The 18,099-nt window shown below is 33.6% G+C and carries 15 protein-coding genes; 1 reads left to right on the top strand and 14 read right to left on the bottom strand.

Annotated features, from left to right (window positions below):
- Positions 1 to 17: 17 nt before the first annotated feature.
- From AAC069_RS07475 to AAC069_RS07535, 13 genes are all read right to left on the bottom strand, one after another.
- Entirely contained in the window at positions 18 to 1,277 is a 1,260-nt protein-coding gene (locus AAC069_RS07475; protein WP_339919853.1) for an alginate export family protein, read from the bottom strand.
- Between the two features lie 425 nt (positions 1,278 to 1,702).
- Positions 1,703 to 2,401 carry a Crp/Fnr family transcriptional regulator gene (locus AAC069_RS07480; protein ID WP_339919854.1) on the bottom strand — a complete coding sequence of 233 codons (699 nt, stop codon included), beginning with the start codon at positions 2,399 to 2,401 and terminating at the stop codon, positions 1,703 to 1,705.
- Between the two features lie 481 nt (positions 2,402 to 2,882).
- Positions 2,883 to 3,518 (bottom strand): HAD family hydrolase, encoded by a 636-nt coding sequence (locus AAC069_RS07485; protein WP_339919855.1) that lies wholly within the window; start codon positions 3,516 to 3,518, stop codon positions 2,883 to 2,885.
- A 188-nt stretch (positions 3,519 to 3,706) separates the two neighbouring features.
- A complete protein-coding gene (locus AAC069_RS07490) occupies positions 3,707 to 4,249 on the bottom strand; it encodes a hypothetical protein (protein WP_339919856.1) in 543 nt (180 codons plus the stop codon).
- Positions 4,250 to 4,403: 154 nt separating this feature from the next.
- Complete coding sequence (locus tag AAC069_RS07495) at positions 4,404 to 5,084, bottom strand: hypothetical protein (RefSeq protein ID WP_339919857.1); 681 nt, start codon at positions 5,082 to 5,084, stop codon at positions 4,404 to 4,406.
- Between the two features lie 290 nt (positions 5,085 to 5,374).
- Entirely contained in the window at positions 5,375 to 6,856 is a 1,482-nt protein-coding gene (locus tag AAC069_RS07500; protein WP_339919858.1) for an MFS transporter, read from the bottom strand.
- A gap of 315 nt (positions 6,857 to 7,171) precedes the next feature.
- Positions 7,172 to 7,831 (bottom strand): response regulator transcription factor, encoded by a 660-nt coding sequence (locus AAC069_RS07505; protein ID WP_339919859.1) that lies wholly within the window; start codon positions 7,829 to 7,831, stop codon positions 7,172 to 7,174.
- A 94-nt stretch (positions 7,832 to 7,925) separates the two neighbouring features.
- Positions 7,926 to 9,728, bottom strand: coding sequence for an ATP-binding protein (locus tag AAC069_RS07510; protein ID WP_339919860.1), 1,803 nt, complete (start codon positions 9,726 to 9,728; stop codon positions 7,926 to 7,928).
- A gap of 43 nt (positions 9,729 to 9,771) precedes the next feature.
- A complete protein-coding gene (locus tag AAC069_RS07515) occupies positions 9,772 to 10,359 on the bottom strand; it encodes a DUF4202 domain-containing protein (RefSeq protein WP_339919861.1) in 588 nt (195 codons plus the stop codon).
- A 29-nt stretch (positions 10,360 to 10,388) separates the two neighbouring features.
- Positions 10,389 to 10,766 (bottom strand): nitrite reductase small subunit NirD, encoded by a 378-nt coding sequence (gene nirD, locus AAC069_RS07520; RefSeq protein ID WP_339919862.1) that lies wholly within the window; start codon positions 10,764 to 10,766, stop codon positions 10,389 to 10,391.
- Positions 10,767 to 10,827: 61 nt separating this feature from the next.
- On the bottom strand, positions 10,828 to 13,341 hold the full coding sequence (gene nirB / locus AAC069_RS07525) for a nitrite reductase large subunit NirB (RefSeq protein ID WP_339919863.1): 2,514 nt from the start codon (positions 13,339 to 13,341) through the stop codon (positions 10,828 to 10,830).
- A gap of 485 nt (positions 13,342 to 13,826) precedes the next feature.
- On the bottom strand, positions 13,827 to 14,753 hold the full coding sequence (locus AAC069_RS07530; RefSeq protein WP_339919864.1) for an alpha/beta hydrolase: 927 nt from the start codon (positions 14,751 to 14,753) through the stop codon (positions 13,827 to 13,829).
- An 86-nt stretch (positions 14,754 to 14,839) separates the two neighbouring features.
- Positions 14,840 to 15,796 (bottom strand): CorA family divalent cation transporter, encoded by a 957-nt coding sequence (locus AAC069_RS07535; protein ID WP_339919865.1) that lies wholly within the window; start codon positions 15,794 to 15,796, stop codon positions 14,840 to 14,842.
- A 373-nt stretch (positions 15,797 to 16,169) separates the two neighbouring features.
- Between AAC069_RS07535 and AAC069_RS07540 the strand changes: the two genes are divergently transcribed.
- Complete coding sequence (locus AAC069_RS07540; protein WP_339919866.1) at positions 16,170 to 16,529, top strand: hypothetical protein; 360 nt, start codon at positions 16,170 to 16,172, stop codon at positions 16,527 to 16,529.
- A 180-nt stretch (positions 16,530 to 16,709) separates the two neighbouring features.
- Here the strand turns inward: AAC069_RS07540 and AAC069_RS07545 are convergent, their stop codons facing one another.
- Entirely contained in the window at positions 16,710 to 17,873 is a 1,164-nt protein-coding gene (locus tag AAC069_RS07545) for a hypothetical protein (protein ID WP_339919867.1), read from the bottom strand.
- Positions 17,874 to 18,099: the final 226 nt, after the last annotated feature.

Genomic DNA, 18,099 nt, shown 5'->3' on the forward strand with positions numbered 1-18,099 from the left:
ATTTAAGTAGTTGAATATTATTTTTTTGTTGAAAATATTTGTGGGTTGATGTTGATCATTATCCAAGCCCAATTGTTAGTTTTACTGGCATCACCAGATTTTAGAGTTTCTAAAGTGGAAGAACCAAACATTTGAGAATATCCGGCAACCATCATTACATCTTTATAAACTTTATATGCTGCTGTTAAATCCAGCTCTGTTCCTAAGTACGAGTCTTTTTCTACGCCTGCAGCTATTACTTTATTTGGAGCATAGAATACATGTGGTGTCAATGAAAATTTTACTTTTTTGATTCCGAAATCTAGTTTCAAATAAGCATCTTGCAATCCAACACTGTTTTTGTGATTTCCTACGTAGAAATAATCCATAAATCCATTAAAAGCATGGTTGGTTCCAAATAGTGGAGTAAATGATTTTATTTTAGTATTGGTATCATCTTGATCTTTTCCAGACAAGAATTCATATCCCAGAGTCGCTTTAAATTTAGGAGAAAGGGCATAACCCAAATTTCCTCCAGCGTTCATCGCACTTAAATCAGTACCGCTGCTTTTCCCGCATTGTCCATATACCCCTAAATCAAAGTCCCATTTTTTAGCTTTGTAAGTTATATAAGTACCATAGGTCTGAATGTAATCAGTCTGTGGATCAGTTGGTGTTTTTAGAAATTGGTAACCAGCGTTCAAAAGCAGGAAACTGGCATTTACTTTTTTAATATTGGTTTGATACCAAGCGTATTGCATTTCTTTATAGGTAGTAGCATACGCTGTTGCTGGTTCTAATAAGTTTTCGGCATTGGCATTATGGGCAAATCCTAAATCCAATTGGTTTTTCTTGTCTTTGTACGATATTAAAGCTGCGTCATGACTTTGTCCTTGTTGAATCCAGTCAATTGCTCCCATGATACGTTGGTTGTCATAAGATAATGTTTGACGACCAATGCGAGTACTCCATTTTTCATCAAAGCTATATTCAGCATAAGCTTCAAATACAGCAACTCCATTCTTGTCAGTAGTTGTAGTAGTAGGAACATCTCCCCAGGTACGAACATTTTGTAAGGATAATTTTAATTTTAATCTATCTTGTTTAAAATCTAAATTTAAACGAGAACGTTGCGATATAAATGATGTTGGGTTGTCTGTTGTTTTTAATAAACTTTTATACCCATTTCTATATTCGTATCGCGGTCTAAGTTGTAAATCGGCGTTGAATTCTTGTGCGTATGTACTAGCACTAATTAATCCTAATATTGAAAAAGCGATTGTTTTCAGTAACTTCATAATAAATAGTTTTATTTGATTTTGTTTTTAGTTCTAATTATTTACTCAGCAAATATACGTACGTAGTTTTACTTATTTACTGAAGTTTTTACATTGAATTTTAGCTTTTTTAACGGCTAATAAACGTGCAAAACACTTGATAAAAGCTGTTAAAAAACAGGTATGTTATTTAGTTTGTTCTTTTTTAAGATGTTAGGTTGGTGCGTATTGCAAAGTATTAGATGAAAAACACTTATGAGAATACGTAAGTTTCAGTTTGTCGCATAAAAAAGCCCAATTAATTGGGCTTTTTTATGGTTTATATAACTTTTATTAGATTGTATTTATCGCTTTCTTTTTAGCTACAGTTTAAACTGATTATTTTGTTTTGGGTGTGTATTTGGAAAGTAATCTTACTTATTTATTCTATTTAATACGATTGAAAACTATCGGTGTTCGGCGATTTCTTGTTTCATTTTTTCAACTTGTAGCAAGCTGATTTTCTTGCCTACAATTTTTATTAGTCCTTCTTTTTTTAGACTTGAGAATATACGAGTCACTTGTTCATCTGTAGTTCCTGCAAAATCTGCGATCTCTTTTCGGGACAAGTTGATATTTATTAAATCATTTGTTTGTCCAAATTTTTTGAGTAGATATAAAAGTGTGTCAATAAGTCTTTCACGTACATTCATCTGAGCGATTTTTTTCACATTGTTTTCGCTTTTATTGAGTTCCTCAGCATAAAATAGCATCATAGAATAGGTAAATTCAGGTATGGATTTCAGAATATCTTGCATCACTTCATTGCTAAAATTACAGAGAACAGTATCTTCAAGAGCCGATGCGCCTATCAGATATCTATTACTTGTACCGAAACCTCTAAAACCCACGGTATCGCCTTCTTGTGTCAATCTAACGATATGTTCTTTTCCATAGATTCCTGTTTTCAAAACTTTAACCTTTCCTTTATAAATAAAATATAACCCCTGCATTGGTGCTCCTTCAATCATGAACTGTTGTCCTTTTTTACATTTGTAATTGTTTTTTTGTAAAACAAAATCCTGCATTTTTTCCAGATGTAAATGTTTTTTTATAAAGCAATTAGTATTGATACAGCTCGAACAATCTGTATTTACTCCTCTCATTTTGTATCTTTTTGAATCTTTTGAATCAATTTTTATAGGATTGATCAATACGATTTAGATTAATTTAATTTCCTAGTTGTTGGTATCAAAATTAGAAATAAAAAATCGTAAGTAAGTATTTATACGTATTAATGTTTTTAATTTAATACGTAGAAAGATCTTTTTATGAATTTCAAAATCGAGAGCTATATTTCTGTTATAATAATAAAATTAGCATAGAAAACATATGAGATTCGGAGTCCTTTTTCTAGAATAAATGGGGTTTTAAACATTCGGCTTTCTATTTGGCTACTATTTAGCGAAATTTAAACCTTTATGGTTGAGGTTTTTACTCGTTTGCTTAAATGCATTGAGTAGAAGAGTCTTGTTTTTTGTTTGAATTAATATATTAGGGTACAAGCCGTGTATTTCATCGATCGGCTGTTTTGTTCTGAATTTTTAATTGTGCCAAAATTCTTTTTTTGTACCAATAAAAGAAACCTTATTGCAACAGCTTTAGCAAGTTAGCCATAGTATCAAAAACAGGGATTTCAAGTTGTTCTAAATGCGCTTGATTTGTTTTTTGGGCAAAGCCAAAAACATCAAAACCTCCTGATAAGGCGGCTTGAACACCTACGGCGCTGTCCTCGATAACGACACAATCTTTGACTTCATAACCCATAGTTTTTGCAGCATGAAGATAAAGTCCGGGATCTGGTTTAAAACTATTAATATCGTAAGCACTAAAAATATTTCCTTCAAATTTGTCAATTAATTCCGTTGCGGTTAAGTTGAGTCGTATTTTATTGGCGGGGCCATTAGAAGCGACACAAAACGGAACTTCGAGTTGGTTCAATAACTCATGAACTCCTTCAATAGGTTTTAAATCGGATTTAAAAGCTTCAAAAGAGCGTATTCTAAATTCTTCTTCAAAATTATCCGGTAGTTTTTTATCGCTATGGCTCTGGATGTAGTTGAAACAAAATGCTAATGATTTTCCTAAAAACAATCGCGTAGCACTTTCTTCATCGAGCTTAACTCCAATATTAGCTGCCATGGCAACCATTGTACCTATAGAGATTTTTTCGCTATCCACTAGGACACCATCGCAATCAAAAATAATGCATTTGTATTTCATATTTGAGGTATTAACGAGGCCTTTTTAAGATTGTAAAAATAGGTTTTTGGAAACGATTAGCTCTTATTGTTATGAAAGTTCCATTAGTGGAAATTACTGTTTGGACATTTCTAGGCGGTCGGGGGTTCTTATATCATCGCTGTCGGGTCAAAGCAGATTGATAATTAAAATAGTAATTAATTATTCTTTTATAGTTCCTGCTTTTTTTTGTCGACCATTTTCCGGTATTCTTCATAGAAATTTTTTCTATATGTTTTATTTTTCTTAATCAAATCAGAAAAATAATTGATTAGGTTTTCTTTTTCTAATGAATCATCAGTTATTAAGTCAATGTAGTTATTATCAAATACCATAACCGACGCGTAAATATGTTTCCATTCTTCCAATCCGGTTGTAAAAACATTATACTTTTTCCCATTCGAATACAAGTCAACATTTTCCCACAGTAGGATAGGAAGATTGCTGTTGTTTGGATAAATTTCTTTATCCCATTTGCCAAACTTGTCAAACATAACTTTATGAGTATATAAGGCCGAAAAGACGCATTCAAATCTTATTTCGTTAAATTTTATAGTATCATTATTTGAGATTGTCAAATATTTTTCAACAAGAATTTCAGTATAATTGGTTTTATAAATTTTGGGACACTTTTCCTGTTGAACTATCTTTTGTGCTTCCAAATTAGTTGAAAATAGAATAAAAAATAAAATTGTTTTTAAAATTGTTTTCATTGATTATTTAGTTCGTTATTTTTAAGCTTATGCTTGGTCACTTTGAGATGACATGTGATTTGTAATCGTTAATTTTTCCGATGAGCGAAAATTTGATGTTAAATGGTAATTCCACTAAACTCCATCTAGTTCAAAGCTGTTGGCAATAGTACTTTTACGATTGCCAAGTGCGTTCAATTTTTTTGATTTTCCATTTCTTATTTGTTTTCTCAATTATTATTAGGTATCCAATTCCGCATCTTGGTTCACAAAGATAATTTCCACACAAAATTCCAATTTGCTTTCGTTTATCAAAAATTATTTTAGAAAATGCAATTCCTCCAGAAAATTTAAAAGTTCCATCGTTATTTAGGATATTTGAACCGTCAGGGAATTCAGATAAATATTTAAATCTAAATTTATTATTATTTTTAAATTGCTCTAAATCAATTTTATTTTCGATAGAATTGCTAGTTGTATCAACTTGTAATTTCAATGTTTTAAAGTATGATTTTATACTTTTATATTCATATTCTGATTGTTTGTATATTTTTTCACTAACACCAATTACTAATTTAGATGTGTCTTTTTTTCTTAATTCTTCGTCACTATTGTACTTGATGATTTCAATTTTATATTCTGTTGAATCTATTCCAATTTGATTTCCTTTTTGGTCATAAATTAGATCCGGATTTGGAGGAAATGTTAGATAAATTCGTGGGTCTTTGTGAATTGAGTCCACCATTTCCACAAATAAATTGGTTATGATTTCTTTCTCAATGTCTACAATAGAATTTTTCTTTTCACAACTAAGAATCGTAAAAGAAATTATTAATGTAAATATTGTTTTTCTCATAGTATTATTGCCAACTTGTATGTAAAATCAAATATATACAAGTTTTTTGAGTTTTTGATAGTTATTGTAGCCGTTTTCGCTAGTTAAATTTTAGTAAAACATTCGTTTTAAGTGTACGTGATCCCTAGCCCTGATGGAAGCGGCATCTCCCGTTTTAGATAAACAAGGCGACAGCCGTAGTTTTTCAAAGCGGGAATACAGCGGATAGCAGGAAATAGCTCCAAAAGAAAAACCACCCTCTTATTTGCTAAATAAAAGGATGGCTCTTAGTGAGTATGATATGAACTTCGTTAGTTTTTAGTTTCTATTTGTTTAGATAAGATGGGTTGCCTGGCGTTCATCATTTTAGTGATTGTGATATGCATCCATACTAAACAGAGGCCCGAAAGGAGTAGTACAAATATCCATGAGCTTGACCATACGCCCGTGAAGGTTAGCAGGTAACTGAAGATGATGGGGCAAAAGAATCCGCCAAGACCTCCTAGTAAACCTACCATTCCTCCTACAACACCTACCTCTGTTGGGAAGTAATCTGGGATGTGTTTGTACACGGCTGCTTTTCCAATTCCCCATGAAATTCCGATAAGCACGACTAATATTAAATAAACACACATGTTTGCATCAAAATGGATGGTGGTTACTCCTTTTGCTAGTAATTCTTTTTTGGCTACTGATTGGTTTTGGGTAACTATTATTTTTTGCCAAGAGGTTTTTGTTGGGAATATAGCATTGTCTGTGCTTTTTTCTGCTTTGCCTGCAATAGGAAAATCAGTGTCTCCTACCTTAATATTTTCGGCAGTGATTGCCGTTACGATTCCTGCTTTTTTTGCCATTATTCCTGGACCAGCGGTGGTGATTTCCATTTTTGGGATCATCAATAAGGCACTTAATATTACTGAGGAACTCAATACCCAGTACATGACTTTACGGGCTCCAAATTTATCTGATAAATACCCTCCAAAAGCACGTATTACTCCTGATGGTAAACTGAACATGGTAGCAAACATTCCGCCCATGACCAGACTGGTTTGATAAACGTTCATAAAGTTAGGTAACAACCATTGTGAATACGCAACAAAACAACCAAATACTAAGAAGTAATACATTCCAAAACGCCATACTCGGGCACTTTTTAAGGTGGATAGCATTTCTGGGATTGTTTTGGGTTCTTTTTCTACGATTTTATTTTTGGCAAAAATGATGAATAAGATTCCGATAACAAGTAATGCGAAACCATAGATAATGGGAAGCATTTTCCAGCCGTTTTGAGGATCTTCTATTGAGAAGTAATTCAGTAGCGATGGCGCCATAAAGGTGGTGATTGCTGCTCCTGCATTTCCCATTCCAAAAATCCCTAAGGCTCGACCTTGCCATTCTTTTGGGTACCAAACAGAGGTATATCCAATTCCTACCGCAAAGCTGGTTCCTACAAGGCCAAAGAAGAAACTTAAAAGGGCAAACATAAAAAAGCTATCAGCAAGTGGCAAAAGAAACAAAGGAACGGAACAAAGTAGGAGTAGAGTGGAGAACACCACTTTTCCGCCTAGTTTATCAGTCAAGATTCCTATAGGCAAACGCATGATGGATCCTGTTAAAATAGGAATTCCTAGTAACCAACCTACTTGTACGACGCTCCAATGGAAGATTCCATTATCGACTAGAAAGGTGACTAATACACCATTTAAAGTCCAACACGCAAAGCATACCGTGAAAGCCAGTGTGTTTAAAAATAATATTTTATGGGACTTTGATAAGGAAGGAGAGTTGTTCATAGTACTTATATTTTTTACAAATATAAGTACTATTCGGTTTCTATACTTAGTTATAGTACGTATTAATACGTATTTATAGAAAGATTTTGGATATCAGTGTTTAAAACCCAATAAATTACTAATTTATTAAAAAAGGAAGGCTTTTTTTAAATTAGAAGTGGTTCGGCGATCACTAAAAACGTTAGTTTAGTTTATCTCAAACTTGTTTTCGGAAAAGTGTTTTTGTAAAAAAAAACTTCTCGATACATCACATAAAAAAGCTCGATAATCGAAGATTCGAATATCATAAAATAACTATTTCAAACGCGTTTAAAGTTATATTAAAGAATACTCTTTGGCTTTGTTTGAAAGTTCGATCAGGTTTTTAACTTGTAGTTTTTTCATTAGATTGAAACGATGCACTTCTGCCGTTCTTTTACTGATGTCTAATGCTTCGGCGATTTCTTTGTTCCCTTTTCCTGAAAGTAAGAGCGTAAGGATTTCTTTTTCTCTTTTAGTAATCATCATACTTTCGGTCAGGATCGCTTTCGGTGCAGCGGCTGGGGAACCATTTGTAAGTTGGTTAATCAATATAGAAGAGATATCGCCACTAAAATATTTGCTGCCGTTTGCCACCGTATGAAGTGCTTTAAGAAACTCTTCTTTACTAGATCCTTTTAATAAATAACCATCGGCACCGGCTCTGATTGACTTTAAAACATATTCTTCTGACTCATGCATGGAAAGCACGATGATTTTAACGGAATTGTTCTGACTTCTTAGTTTTTCAACTACTTCAATACCGGTTAAGTGCGGCATGCGAATATCTACAATTAATAAGTCTGGTTTTTTGTCGTTTACTTCTGTAAGCGCCTCTAAACCATCGGTTGCTTCGCCTACGACAATTATATTTTCTTCTGTTTCTAGTAACGATTTTATGCCATCTCTTACAAAAACGTGATCGTCTGCTAGTACAACTCGAATGGTATTGCTCATAACTTACTTAATTTTAGATCTAAATTTTACGTACATACACTTAATAGGTGGGCTAATATACGTATTCTATTCAAAATATTTATTTGAATAGTGCTTAAATGGGAATATTGAAAGTAATTCGGGTTCCTTCATTTGGTATCGAGTTAATAAATACGCGTCCATTGATGTATTGAATTCTTTCTTTCATGAAAAGTAAGCCCATTCCGGATTCACTATTTCTCTTTTTCTCAACGGCAACGGGATCGAAGCCTTTGCCATTATCGTCAATAATAATGCTTAAAATATTTTCGCTGTGCGAAAGCTGAACAATAATATGCGTAGAATCGGCATATTTAATTGCATTATTTATCGCTTCTTGAGTAAGACGGTAAATGTTTATTTCGATTAAAGAATCGAGTCTTTGATCAAAATCAGTTTTGTTGTAAAACAGAATGTTTTTACCGGTTAATTTGGACAATTCTAAGGTTAGTTTGGCAAGAGAAGAAACAATACCATGATCGCTCAGTTCTGGTGGCATCAAGTTGAATGTTGCGGTACGAACGCCTTTTATAATGTCCAAAGACAGTTTTTTCAAATATTCAATTTTCTGCGCTGATTTTTCTTTGTCATCCAGGTTTATGCTTTCCAGACTAAATTTGAGTCCCGTTAGCATTTGCCCTATTCCGTCATGAATTTCCTTGGCAATTCTATTTTGTTCGTTTTCTTGATTTTCGACAATTTTACTCGAGATCGTTTTTTGCTGATTCAATTTGTCATTAGTATGCTCTGTATTTAGGCGTTCGACTTCTTTTTCAGCTTTTTTACGTTCGGTGATATCAAAACAAATAATCAATAATTCTGATTCATTCTTCTTGATAATTACGGGAACGATGGATAGATCTAACCAAATCGTTTCGTTGTTTCTATTGGTAATATTTATTTCTCCCTGCCAGCCCGTTCTTTGTTTTTCCTTAATTATTTGGTCAATAGCTAGTTGTTCCTTTTCTATAGGAGTAAGTACCTGTGAAAACTTTTTATCAGAAACAAAGGGGTTGTATTGCAGTAGTTTTGAAAATTTTTCTCCAATGTGAATCACACTTCCGTCAGGAGCAACGCGGCAATAGAGTAGGGTGTTTTCCATTGCATAATTAAGCGATTTCAATTCCTTGACTGAGTTTTCTTTGACTTCGCTTAAAACCTCCGTGTCGTAGGCTAGTTTTATTGCCTTTTTTTCAGATGATAGAAGTTTAGAAATCAGTAGTTCAATTCGTTTATTAGTAGGTTTAAAAATAAATAAAAACTCTAAAAATAATACAAGAAGTGTAAATCCTAAAATAGCATATTCTGTATTGCGTTGTAGGGTTATTTTTTTGAGTGCTTCACGCTCATATTGCCCTACAATTTGGTTCATTTTAGTAAGAAACTGCCCTTCGTTATTAAGAATAGTTTGTGCTAATTTACGATTTTCATTTTCCAGTTTTAGCGTTGTATCAGTATCAATTAATAGGGTAGTGGCATTGACAATACTATCAAAGTAGGGTTTGATTTCCGAAAATAATTTGTTTAAAGCAATGCTTTTTTCTTTAGGAAAATAAAGACTGTCATTTCCTTTTTCTAATGCATTATGAGTAAATTTCCAAATTGATAGCGTTTCCCTTAGAGAACTGATTTCTTCAACTTTTTTACTTGAGTCGGTTGTTAATATCAAAACTTCTTTCGCCAGTTTTTGGCTTAACATCCTTTGTTTCCCCGAAATGTTTATCAAACGGGAATCGTTTAGCTGACGATTGATATTGTACTGGATCAACAATTGGCTTAGAAGTACAGTTATAGCAATAGTAATCAAAGCAAAAAGATACATTCGCTTTAATTTTTTAAAGTTAAGATTGTCATGAGATACTCTAGAGCCGTTTTTCATATCGAAAGAAAATTATACTAACTATAATTTTGTATAGTCTGTATTACAGTCCAATAGCCTCTTTTATCAGTTGAAGATTAGCCTCGCTGTATTTAATTTTTAAGGCTTGCTGATGACCTTTTTCAGACATTTTATTCCATGTTTTTAGAATGATATTCTTCAGTTTTTCAGCATCGTGTTTTTCAACAAAAGGTTCTAAATAATAGTCCAAGAAAACCAAACAAATGACATCTTCTAACAATTGGGTTTCTTCGTCTTTCTTAAGTTGTTTTTTCTCAATCAAGAACGAAACTCTATCAATAAACTCAGATTCGTAACCTACTTTTTCTAAAATAGCAGCAGTAGTTTCGGCATGAAATTTTTTCAAATCGCCTCTCCATGTTAAATAACCTACACGATCCATCGGGTAGGAGTCGCGTGCTATTTTCCAACGACAAATGTGTTGTGCTTTTGCAGCAATTTGAACTGCCTCAGAAGCATTTGGCTCAAATTCCATTAGTTTAATATACATTCTGTTTGAATATAATAGTTCTTTTGGATGGCTTTGTGATTGGGATATTTCGCTATTTGGATCTTGTGCATTTTGAGCATCAATTAACTCACTAGCGTTAAAAAAGGGTGTTTTTGTCATTTGAAAAGTATATTATCAAAGATACATATTTATTCTAAAAAGCCAATCATTACTTCACCTTCAACAATTTTCACTGGGTAAGTTGCAATCGAATAATCTTCACCGTTTAAATTGCTACCGTCAACAAGTGAAAAAGTTTTCTTGTGCATCGGACAGGCAATTTTAGGTACGTTATCTGCAGAACCAGTCATTCCTCTTGAAAGTACCATTTCCATTTTATGAGGACAAATATTTTGGCACGCATACCATTCATTTCTTCTTTCGAAGTTAAAAATAGCAATTTGTTTGTCTTTGTATTTAATACAACCACCTCTATTACTTGGAAAATCTTTGATAGTTCCAGCTTTAAACCAAATTTTCACATCTGCAATAGCAACAGTTTTATATTTATCTAATACATTTTCCATATTCTTAATTTTTTAGCTTGTGGCAAATAGCTTTTAGCTTAATTTATAACTTTTTTTAGTTCTAAAAATTCCAAGATTTCGGCATTTTTTGGTCTCTTACCGGTACGTATTCGATGTTATCATCTTTGTCATCAGAATTCACAAAGTGACTAAAACGCTGCATCAACCTTGGTTTTTCAAGTACTTGTTTCCATTCGCATTCATATGTTCCAATAAGCGCTTCCATTTCTGATTCTAATGTTTCACAAATACCAATACGGTCGTGAATGATTACTTCTTTTAAGTAGTCTAATCCACCATCTAGTTTTTCTAACCAAGTAGCAGTACGTACTAATGGCCCCGCCGTGCGTATGTAATACATTAAGAAACGATCCATGTATTTGAAAACAGTTTCTTTGTCTATTTGTTCTGCCAAAAGAACGGCATGTTTAGGATTTGCTCCTCCATTACCACAGATGTATAAGTTCCACCCACCTTCAACAGCGATTAGACCAAAATCTTTTCCTCTAGCCTCGGCACATTCTCTAATACAAGCCGAAACACCTCCTTTTAACTTGTGAGGAGAACGAATTCCTCTGTAACGGTTTTCTAATTCAATAGCGAAAGTCGTACTATCATCCATACCGTAACGGCACCAAGCGTTACCCACACAACTTTTTACAGCTCTTAATGATTTTCCGTAAGCATGTCCGCTTTCAAAACCATTATCGATTAGTATTCTCCATATTTCAGGAAGGTCATTTAAGGTCGCTCCAAATAAATCAATACGTTGTGCTCCCGTAATTTTTGTATATAAATCAAATTTCTTGGCTACTTCACCTATTACCATCAATTTTTCAGGAGTAATTTCTCCTCCTGCAATTCTAGGTACCACAGAGTACGTTCCGTTTCTTTGAATATTAGCTAAGTACCTGTCATTCGTATCTTGAGTAGTTACGTGTTTATTAGCCGTATCGTTATAAATACTAGAGAATATAGAGGCAACAACTGGTTTACAAACCTCGCAACCATCACCGTTTCCGTGATGATCCACCACTTCATAAAAATTCGTGTATTTGTTAATTTTTACAATATCAAATAATTCTTGTCTGGTATAATGAAAATGTTCGCAAATGCTTTCTTTCACTTCTTTTCCAATTGATTTTTGAGCCGCTTTGACAAGGTCAACTACCATGGGTTTACAACCCCCACAACCCGAAGTTGCTTTGGTTAATTTTACCACATCGCCTAAGGTTTCACATGTTGCATCGGTAATTGAACAACAAATTGCGCCTTTAGTTACGTTTTCACACGAGCAAATTACCGCTGTATCAGGCAAATCCATTGCGTTTCCAAGGGTAGAGCCTTCACCGCCTCTAGAACCAAGAATCAAGTCTTCCGGATTTGGAGGTAAGGCCATGGCATTACTATATATTTGGAACAAACCATTGTAGTCACTTGAATCTCCTACTAAAATTCCGCCTAAAAGAGTTTTTCCGTCTTTGGTAACGTTGATTCTTTTATAAGTTCCGTTGAATTTATTTTCAAAAATTATAGCAGTAACGTCTTCGTTTTCTATAAACGGATCGCCAAAACTTGCTACTTCGACACCAATCAATTTCAATTGAGTCGACATATCGATAGTGTCTCTCATTACTTTATCTGAACCTAAAATTTGCTCAGCAGCGACATCGGCCATTTCGTATCCAGGAGCTACAAGACCATATATCATGGCGTTATATAAGGCGACTTCACCTATTGCATAAATAGATGGATCTGATGTTTGCATTTTATTGTTTACCACGATACCACCACGAACACCAACTTCAAGTCCAGAAACTCTCCCCAGTTCGTCACGTGGCTTGATACCTGCGGATACAACTAACATATCCACTTTTAGTAATTCTTCTTCGGCGAACATCATTCCTGTTATGCTTTCTGCACCATCAATATATTGGGTGGCTTTATTTAAGTGAATACCTATGTTAAGTTCTTCAATTTTTGATTGCAGCATATCACTGGCGCCTTTATCCAATTGTCTAGGCATCAAACGGGGAGCAAATTCCACTACATGAGGATTCAAGCCTAAATCGCGAACTGCTTTTGCAGCTTCCAGCCCTAATAATCCACCACCAAGAACGGCGGCTTCTGTGGAGCCATTTGCTTTTATTTTTTTTGCATAAGACATTATAGCATCGAGATCCTCGATAGTTCTGTAAACAAAAACGCCTTCTTTTTCGACTCCTTTTATGGGCGGTACAAACGCTGACGACCCAGTTGCTAAAACTAAGTAGTCATAAGCATGTGTTGTTTGTAAGTGCGTATGTATTTTTTTATCTTCTCTATTAATATCTGTAATTAATTCAGATGTGTTTAGAATAATATTATTTTCAGTATACCAATTTGATGTTGACATAGATAAATCGTCAGCACTCTTCCCAGCGAAGTATTCACTGAGGTGCACACGATCATAGGCGCGTCTTGGTTCTTCTCCAAATACCGTGATTTGATATTTTTCCTGTCCAGATTTTGAGATAAACTTTTCACAAAATTTGTAACCTACCATGCCGTTTCCGACTACTATTATTTTAATCATACTATTATAAATTAAGTATTACGTTTCAAATATACGTATAACTACTTAATCAAACTACTTAATTTTTATATCTTGAAATTATTTGAGATATATTGAAAATGGAAGCTGTAAAATAGAGTATTGATAAAAAACAGTAGAATTAATCGGAAAAACGAAATGGGTTTGTTCAATTTTGGAGAACAAATTTGATGTTAGTTTTAAATAAGAATTGCTAAGTAATAGAACAGTGTACTTAACGGACTAATGTGCAATTTAGCCTCTAAAAAGAAATACTAGAAATTCCTAAATGAGATTTATCTATGATTAGATTGTAGTTGGTGGGGTATTTGACCGATTTATTATCGTTCATAAAAGTAAAATGCTCGTTTTTAAAATGTTATAATTTTAAGTGTATTATTTCTATTGCCACAAATTAAAAGGAACATTGATAATATATAATTTGCGGTTGACTTTTCAAAAGGCTTGGGATTGTCGGCCGTAGTGGTTTATTGAATTTTTAATAGCCAGGAGAACATTTTCTCAAAGGCAATTTCTCTTACTGGTTTTGGAGATAGAAAAATATCATGCAGCGCATTGTCAATTTTCAATAAGGTAACATCATCGCCAAGGGTGACCCCAACTCTTTTTATATCTTCAATATTCAATACGGTATCGTTAGTCATAGCCTCCTCAGAAAAAGTGGTAATCTTTTTGGAACCTGAAGAATGCATAACTAGAATAGGCACTTTTATATTAGAGTATGCCAGTTTTTTTTGTGCGATGCTTATCGCGACTACCCATTTAAAAAAGGTAGGGAATCCTTTTATTGGTTTCCAATCAAGATTATAATCCCACTCGCCTGAATAGTCTTTATATAAACTTTGTGCATAGACAGGAGGTAGCGCACCTTCAATTTTTGCATACGGAGCTATTGTGGAAATAATTTTCGAACCCCAATAGCTGAAGAACTTCTCAAAGCCAGATTGATAAAAGTCTAGAAAAGGCGAATTTAAAATAAGAGCATTTATACGGTTTCTTTCAGCCCCAGTATTCATATAACTACTTGCTGTCAATCCTCCAGTGGAGTGCCCTAACAGGTAAATAGGCTCTTTACTAAGGTCATTAATCTGTCGGATTACAATTGATATTTCCTCAAAGTATTCTTCAATGTCTTTACAATAATTAGGATGCTGCTTTGTCAGTAGAGATCTGCCATATTTCTGAAGATCAATAGCATAAAAATCAAAGTTGTTTTCGTTAAATTTTTCAGCCACATGAGCGTGAAAGAAATAATCATTATAACCATGTAAGTACAATACACTCTTTCTATTTCCTAGGTTCTGTTTTGAAGAGATTAACGTAGCAATCGCTTCTCCATCGTAATCAGGAGTTAGTTTAATGGTTTGAAAAGTAAAGTCTTTGTCGATATTCATGTCTGCTGTATTAAAATTATTAGCAACGCCTATAATGTTTTGAAATAGCGCAATAAGGGATGGGAGTTAATTGTTTTTTACTGAATTTATTTAATCCATTTTTTCTTTTTAAAATAAATTAAAGCGATTACAAAACTTATTACCATTAGTCCAATTGCTGCCGGATAGCCATAGTCCCACTCTAATTCTGGCATGTTTTTAAAATTCATTCCATATATTCCTGCAATTAATGCCGGTAAAGAGATACACACGGTTATGATGGTCAATGTTCTAAATATTTTATTTTGCTCTAAATCAATTTTACTATTTATATTGTCTTCCAAGTCATCAAGCCTTTCAAAATTAAATTGGATATGATCTGAAATTACGGCGATATCATCCAGTTCTAAGTTGATTTTAGTTGTTATCGTCTTTAGCTCAAATTTATTTTGAATCAGTAAATGCAGTATTCTTTGGAAATTACTTATCGATTCTTTAATCAATAGATTGTTGAAGTTAAGTATCATTATTAAATCCAGGTCTTTTTCATTGTACTCTTTAGACTGTAAAATGTTCTCATAAAAACGCTTTATCCTTCTGGATATTATTTCGGTCAAATCAGCATAATAATCGGAGATGATTCCTATTTGAAAAACAAAATGTTCTAAATGAGAGCCAAAATCGATACTCGTGAAATCATACCTTGTTTTGGTCAGCTTTAAAAAATCGTTATCAATATTAGAAGATAGAAAATAAAATACTAATTCGTTTTTAATAACTATAAATATTTCTTCTTCTTTAAAAAGGGTCTCCGAATTGTATTTTGGTATTGAAAAATTAAAAGACAATTGGTCATGTGATTTAAGGTAATGGGAACTTATTTCAATATCCTCTCTTTGTGTAAAAATGGATATGTCGATTCCAAATTTTTCAGAAACCTCATTTAGCGTACTGTCTGTAAAATCAATAATCCGAATATTAAACAGATCGACGGCTTCAATATTAATTTCGCTAACGAGATCAAATTTTTTTACTTCATTCGTCTTTAAATATAATTCTATCATGATGTTTTACAATATATTAGATGAATTTAGATGCAGTCACGTCTTGTGAACAATGAGCTGTATCCTCAAGCATAGGAGGGATTCTCACTCCCATATTATTCCGTCTTTACGAATATATGAATTAATATGATAAAATTACTAAAATGCCTAATCTTGAAAAAGGAGAATGTCTAGGTAGTTTATTCTAGTTAAAAACTAAATTATCCAGCGCGTCACAACCTAATGACGGTTGTAGAATAAATTGTATATCTTTAGGACTTATTAAACTGATTCCCAAATTATGAAAAGTAGAATAGTTAAACCCAGAATACTAGAGGCCTGTATACAAAAGCAGGATGAATTGATTGATAATTTTAAAAAGCGTGAAGCTGAAATGAATGACGATACCTTCAGCCAGAATGAATCACCGAGTCAGAGTGAAGATCGCCGTGCTGGAAAATATGAATTACTGAAAGCTATTGGTGATGAACTTGCTTTTGCCCAAAAAGAATTGGTGTATCTGAATTCACTTGACGTTACAACGGAAAGTACTCACGTTGGCCCCGGAGCAGTTGTTGTTACTGAGCAATTTGTTTTTTTTATTGGAGTATCCAGTGAAAGAGTGGAAGTAGATGGAGTAACAGTGTTTGGTATTTCAACCAAAGCACCCATTTATGCAAACATGAGAGGTTTAGAAAAAGGAAATAAATTCCAATTTAATGAAACTAACTACGTGATTGAAGACGTTTACTAGTACGTAAGAGTCACAGAAGTATCTTACTGAATAACATAAGAATTATAATCTTGAAAAGATAAAGCCGTATTATTCAAATAGTAAAATAAAAAAAACAGCCTTTATTCCAATCAGGATTAAAGGCTGTTTTTTGATTTTAGGAAAGGTAAATATCCTATGTGTTATGATACAGAAAAAGGTCTAAAAGTAGTACCCTATATTCATATTAAAACGCACTTCCCATTTGGCATCTGCAGTTCCGTTTGCCAATGCATTTTTCCAAACTGGTCCTAGCCAAGGTTGATCTTTACCAGCCGCTATATCAAAATACGTATATACATTTCCTGCTGAAACTAAAACACCAGTGACATTCATCGCCGAGTCTTTAAAATCAGAGTTTATTTTTTCCAAGTATCCATAATCATTATAGAATTGTAAGCTCGATACTGGACCCCATTTTACAGGTACTGTGTATTGCACCCCTAAAGTATAGGTGTTTCCTGCTGCTGCAACTAGGTATGGAGCGCCATAGGCTGTCATCGCTATAATTTCGTCGCTTTCTCCGTTAGGGTTTTTTGGACTTTTCTTGTAGGTGGACACTTGGGCTTTCACACCAAAGCGTTTGTACTTTAATTCATAATGCAAGGCTGCTGCATAATGCGATCCCATTTCTTCGGTATCTAAGTTATAAAGTCCGCCATATTGTACAGAGGTGCCTATTTTATGGTTGATACTGTCGTTTCCTATTGTATAGCTAAGCTTTCCATTAACTTGGTTTGTTTCTTTATTTCGTAAGTCCAAAACTCCATCACCATCTAAATCTATAGAAGCAACATCATAAGAATAACGGCTATCTGAAACATCAGAATTGCTACCAAATTTTAACTCTTCTGCATTTTTGAAAAAGGCCAAAGCGTAATTCCATTTTTTATCAGTATGTGTGAACTTAACACCCATATCATGATCATCTTCTAAGCCTATGTAATAGTTGATGCTAAAAAACCAGTTGTGGGAATTGTAAGTAGTAATTCCAAAAGGTACTTGGGTAAGTCCTACTTGAATTTCATTTTTGGCATCGAAATCATATGCTAGCCAACCTTGTTTTAGCATTCCGCCACCGAAACCTTCGGAATACAAACGGTATTCAGCATTTAGTTTAATTCCCTTATATTTTGCTTTAGCATTAATGCGAAAAACATCATAGCCAAAATCACCACCACGTTTTTTTTGTCCTTCTTTCCAGGAAGATAAATTATAGTTGAATCGTAAAGCACCACCTATGGTTACTTCAGGTTTGTCTTGGGCATGTATAGCTCCGGTTGATAATAGCAAAAAGCCTATTACCAAAGTAATTTTTGAAAACATAAAATGTTTATTGTAATTAAAAAATGAATAAAATAAGTGTAAAAAATGAGTTTTAAGCGGGGATTTGCTTTTTAGTCAAGAAAGAAAATAGGGAAGTACGACGTGATAAATCACTGTTTAGGTATTGTATGGTATTTTTTATTTGCATGCTGCAAAGGTACTCAATTATAGTTACTAGCCTATATTTTAGCGCATAGTCTTGTTTTGGTCCTTTTTTAAAGGGTCA

The sequence above is a fragment of the uncultured Flavobacterium sp. genome, assembly GCF_963974175.1.
In the GTDB taxonomy this organism is placed as follows: Bacteria; Bacteroidota; Bacteroidia; order Flavobacteriales; family Flavobacteriaceae; genus Flavobacterium.

Excerpts from the sequence above, each read along its gene's own strand:
- AAC069_RS07475 (WP_339919853.1), bottom strand. The coding sequence starts at position 1,277 with ATGAAGTTACTGAAAACAATCGCTTTTTCAATATTAGGATTAATTAGT.
- AAC069_RS07480 (WP_339919854.1), bottom strand. The coding sequence starts at position 2,401 with ATGAGAGGAGTAAATACAGATTGTTCGAGCTGTATCAATACTAATTGC.
- AAC069_RS07485 (WP_339919855.1), bottom strand. The coding sequence starts at position 3,518 with ATGAAATACAAATGCATTATTTTTGATTGCGATGGTGTCCTAGTGGAT.
- AAC069_RS07490 (WP_339919856.1), bottom strand. The coding sequence starts at position 4,249 with ATGAAAACAATTTTAAAAACAATTTTATTTTTTATTCTATTTTCAACT.
- AAC069_RS07495 (WP_339919857.1), bottom strand. The coding sequence starts at position 5,084 with ATGAGAAAAACAATATTTACATTAATAATTTCTTTTACGATTCTTAGT.
- AAC069_RS07500 (WP_339919858.1), bottom strand. The coding sequence starts at position 6,856 with ATGAACAACTCTCCTTCCTTATCAAAGTCCCATAAAATATTATTTTTA.
- AAC069_RS07505 (WP_339919859.1), bottom strand. The coding sequence starts at position 7,831 with ATGAGCAATACCATTCGAGTTGTACTAGCAGACGATCACGTTTTTGTA.
- AAC069_RS07510 (WP_339919860.1), bottom strand. The coding sequence starts at position 9,728 with ATGAAAAACGGCTCTAGAGTATCTCATGACAATCTTAACTTTAAAAAA.
- AAC069_RS07515 (WP_339919861.1), bottom strand. The coding sequence starts at position 10,359 with ATGACAAAAACACCCTTTTTTAACGCTAGTGAGTTAATTGATGCTCAA.
- nirD (WP_339919862.1), bottom strand. The coding sequence starts at position 10,766 with ATGGAAAATGTATTAGATAAATATAAAACTGTTGCTATTGCAGATGTG.
- nirB (WP_339919863.1), bottom strand. The coding sequence starts at position 13,341 with ATGATTAAAATAATAGTAGTCGGAAACGGCATGGTAGGTTACAAATTT.
- AAC069_RS07530 (WP_339919864.1), bottom strand. The coding sequence starts at position 14,753 with ATGAATATCGACAAAGACTTTACTTTTCAAACCATTAAACTAACTCCT.
- AAC069_RS07535 (WP_339919865.1), bottom strand. The coding sequence starts at position 15,796 with ATGATAGAATTATATTTAAAGACGAATGAAGTAAAAAAATTTGATCTC.
- AAC069_RS07540 (WP_339919866.1), top strand. The coding sequence starts at position 16,170 with ATGAATGACGATACCTTCAGCCAGAATGAATCACCGAGTCAGAGTGAA.
- AAC069_RS07545 (WP_339919867.1), bottom strand. The coding sequence starts at position 17,873 with ATGTTTTCAAAAATTACTTTGGTAATAGGCTTTTTGCTATTATCAACC.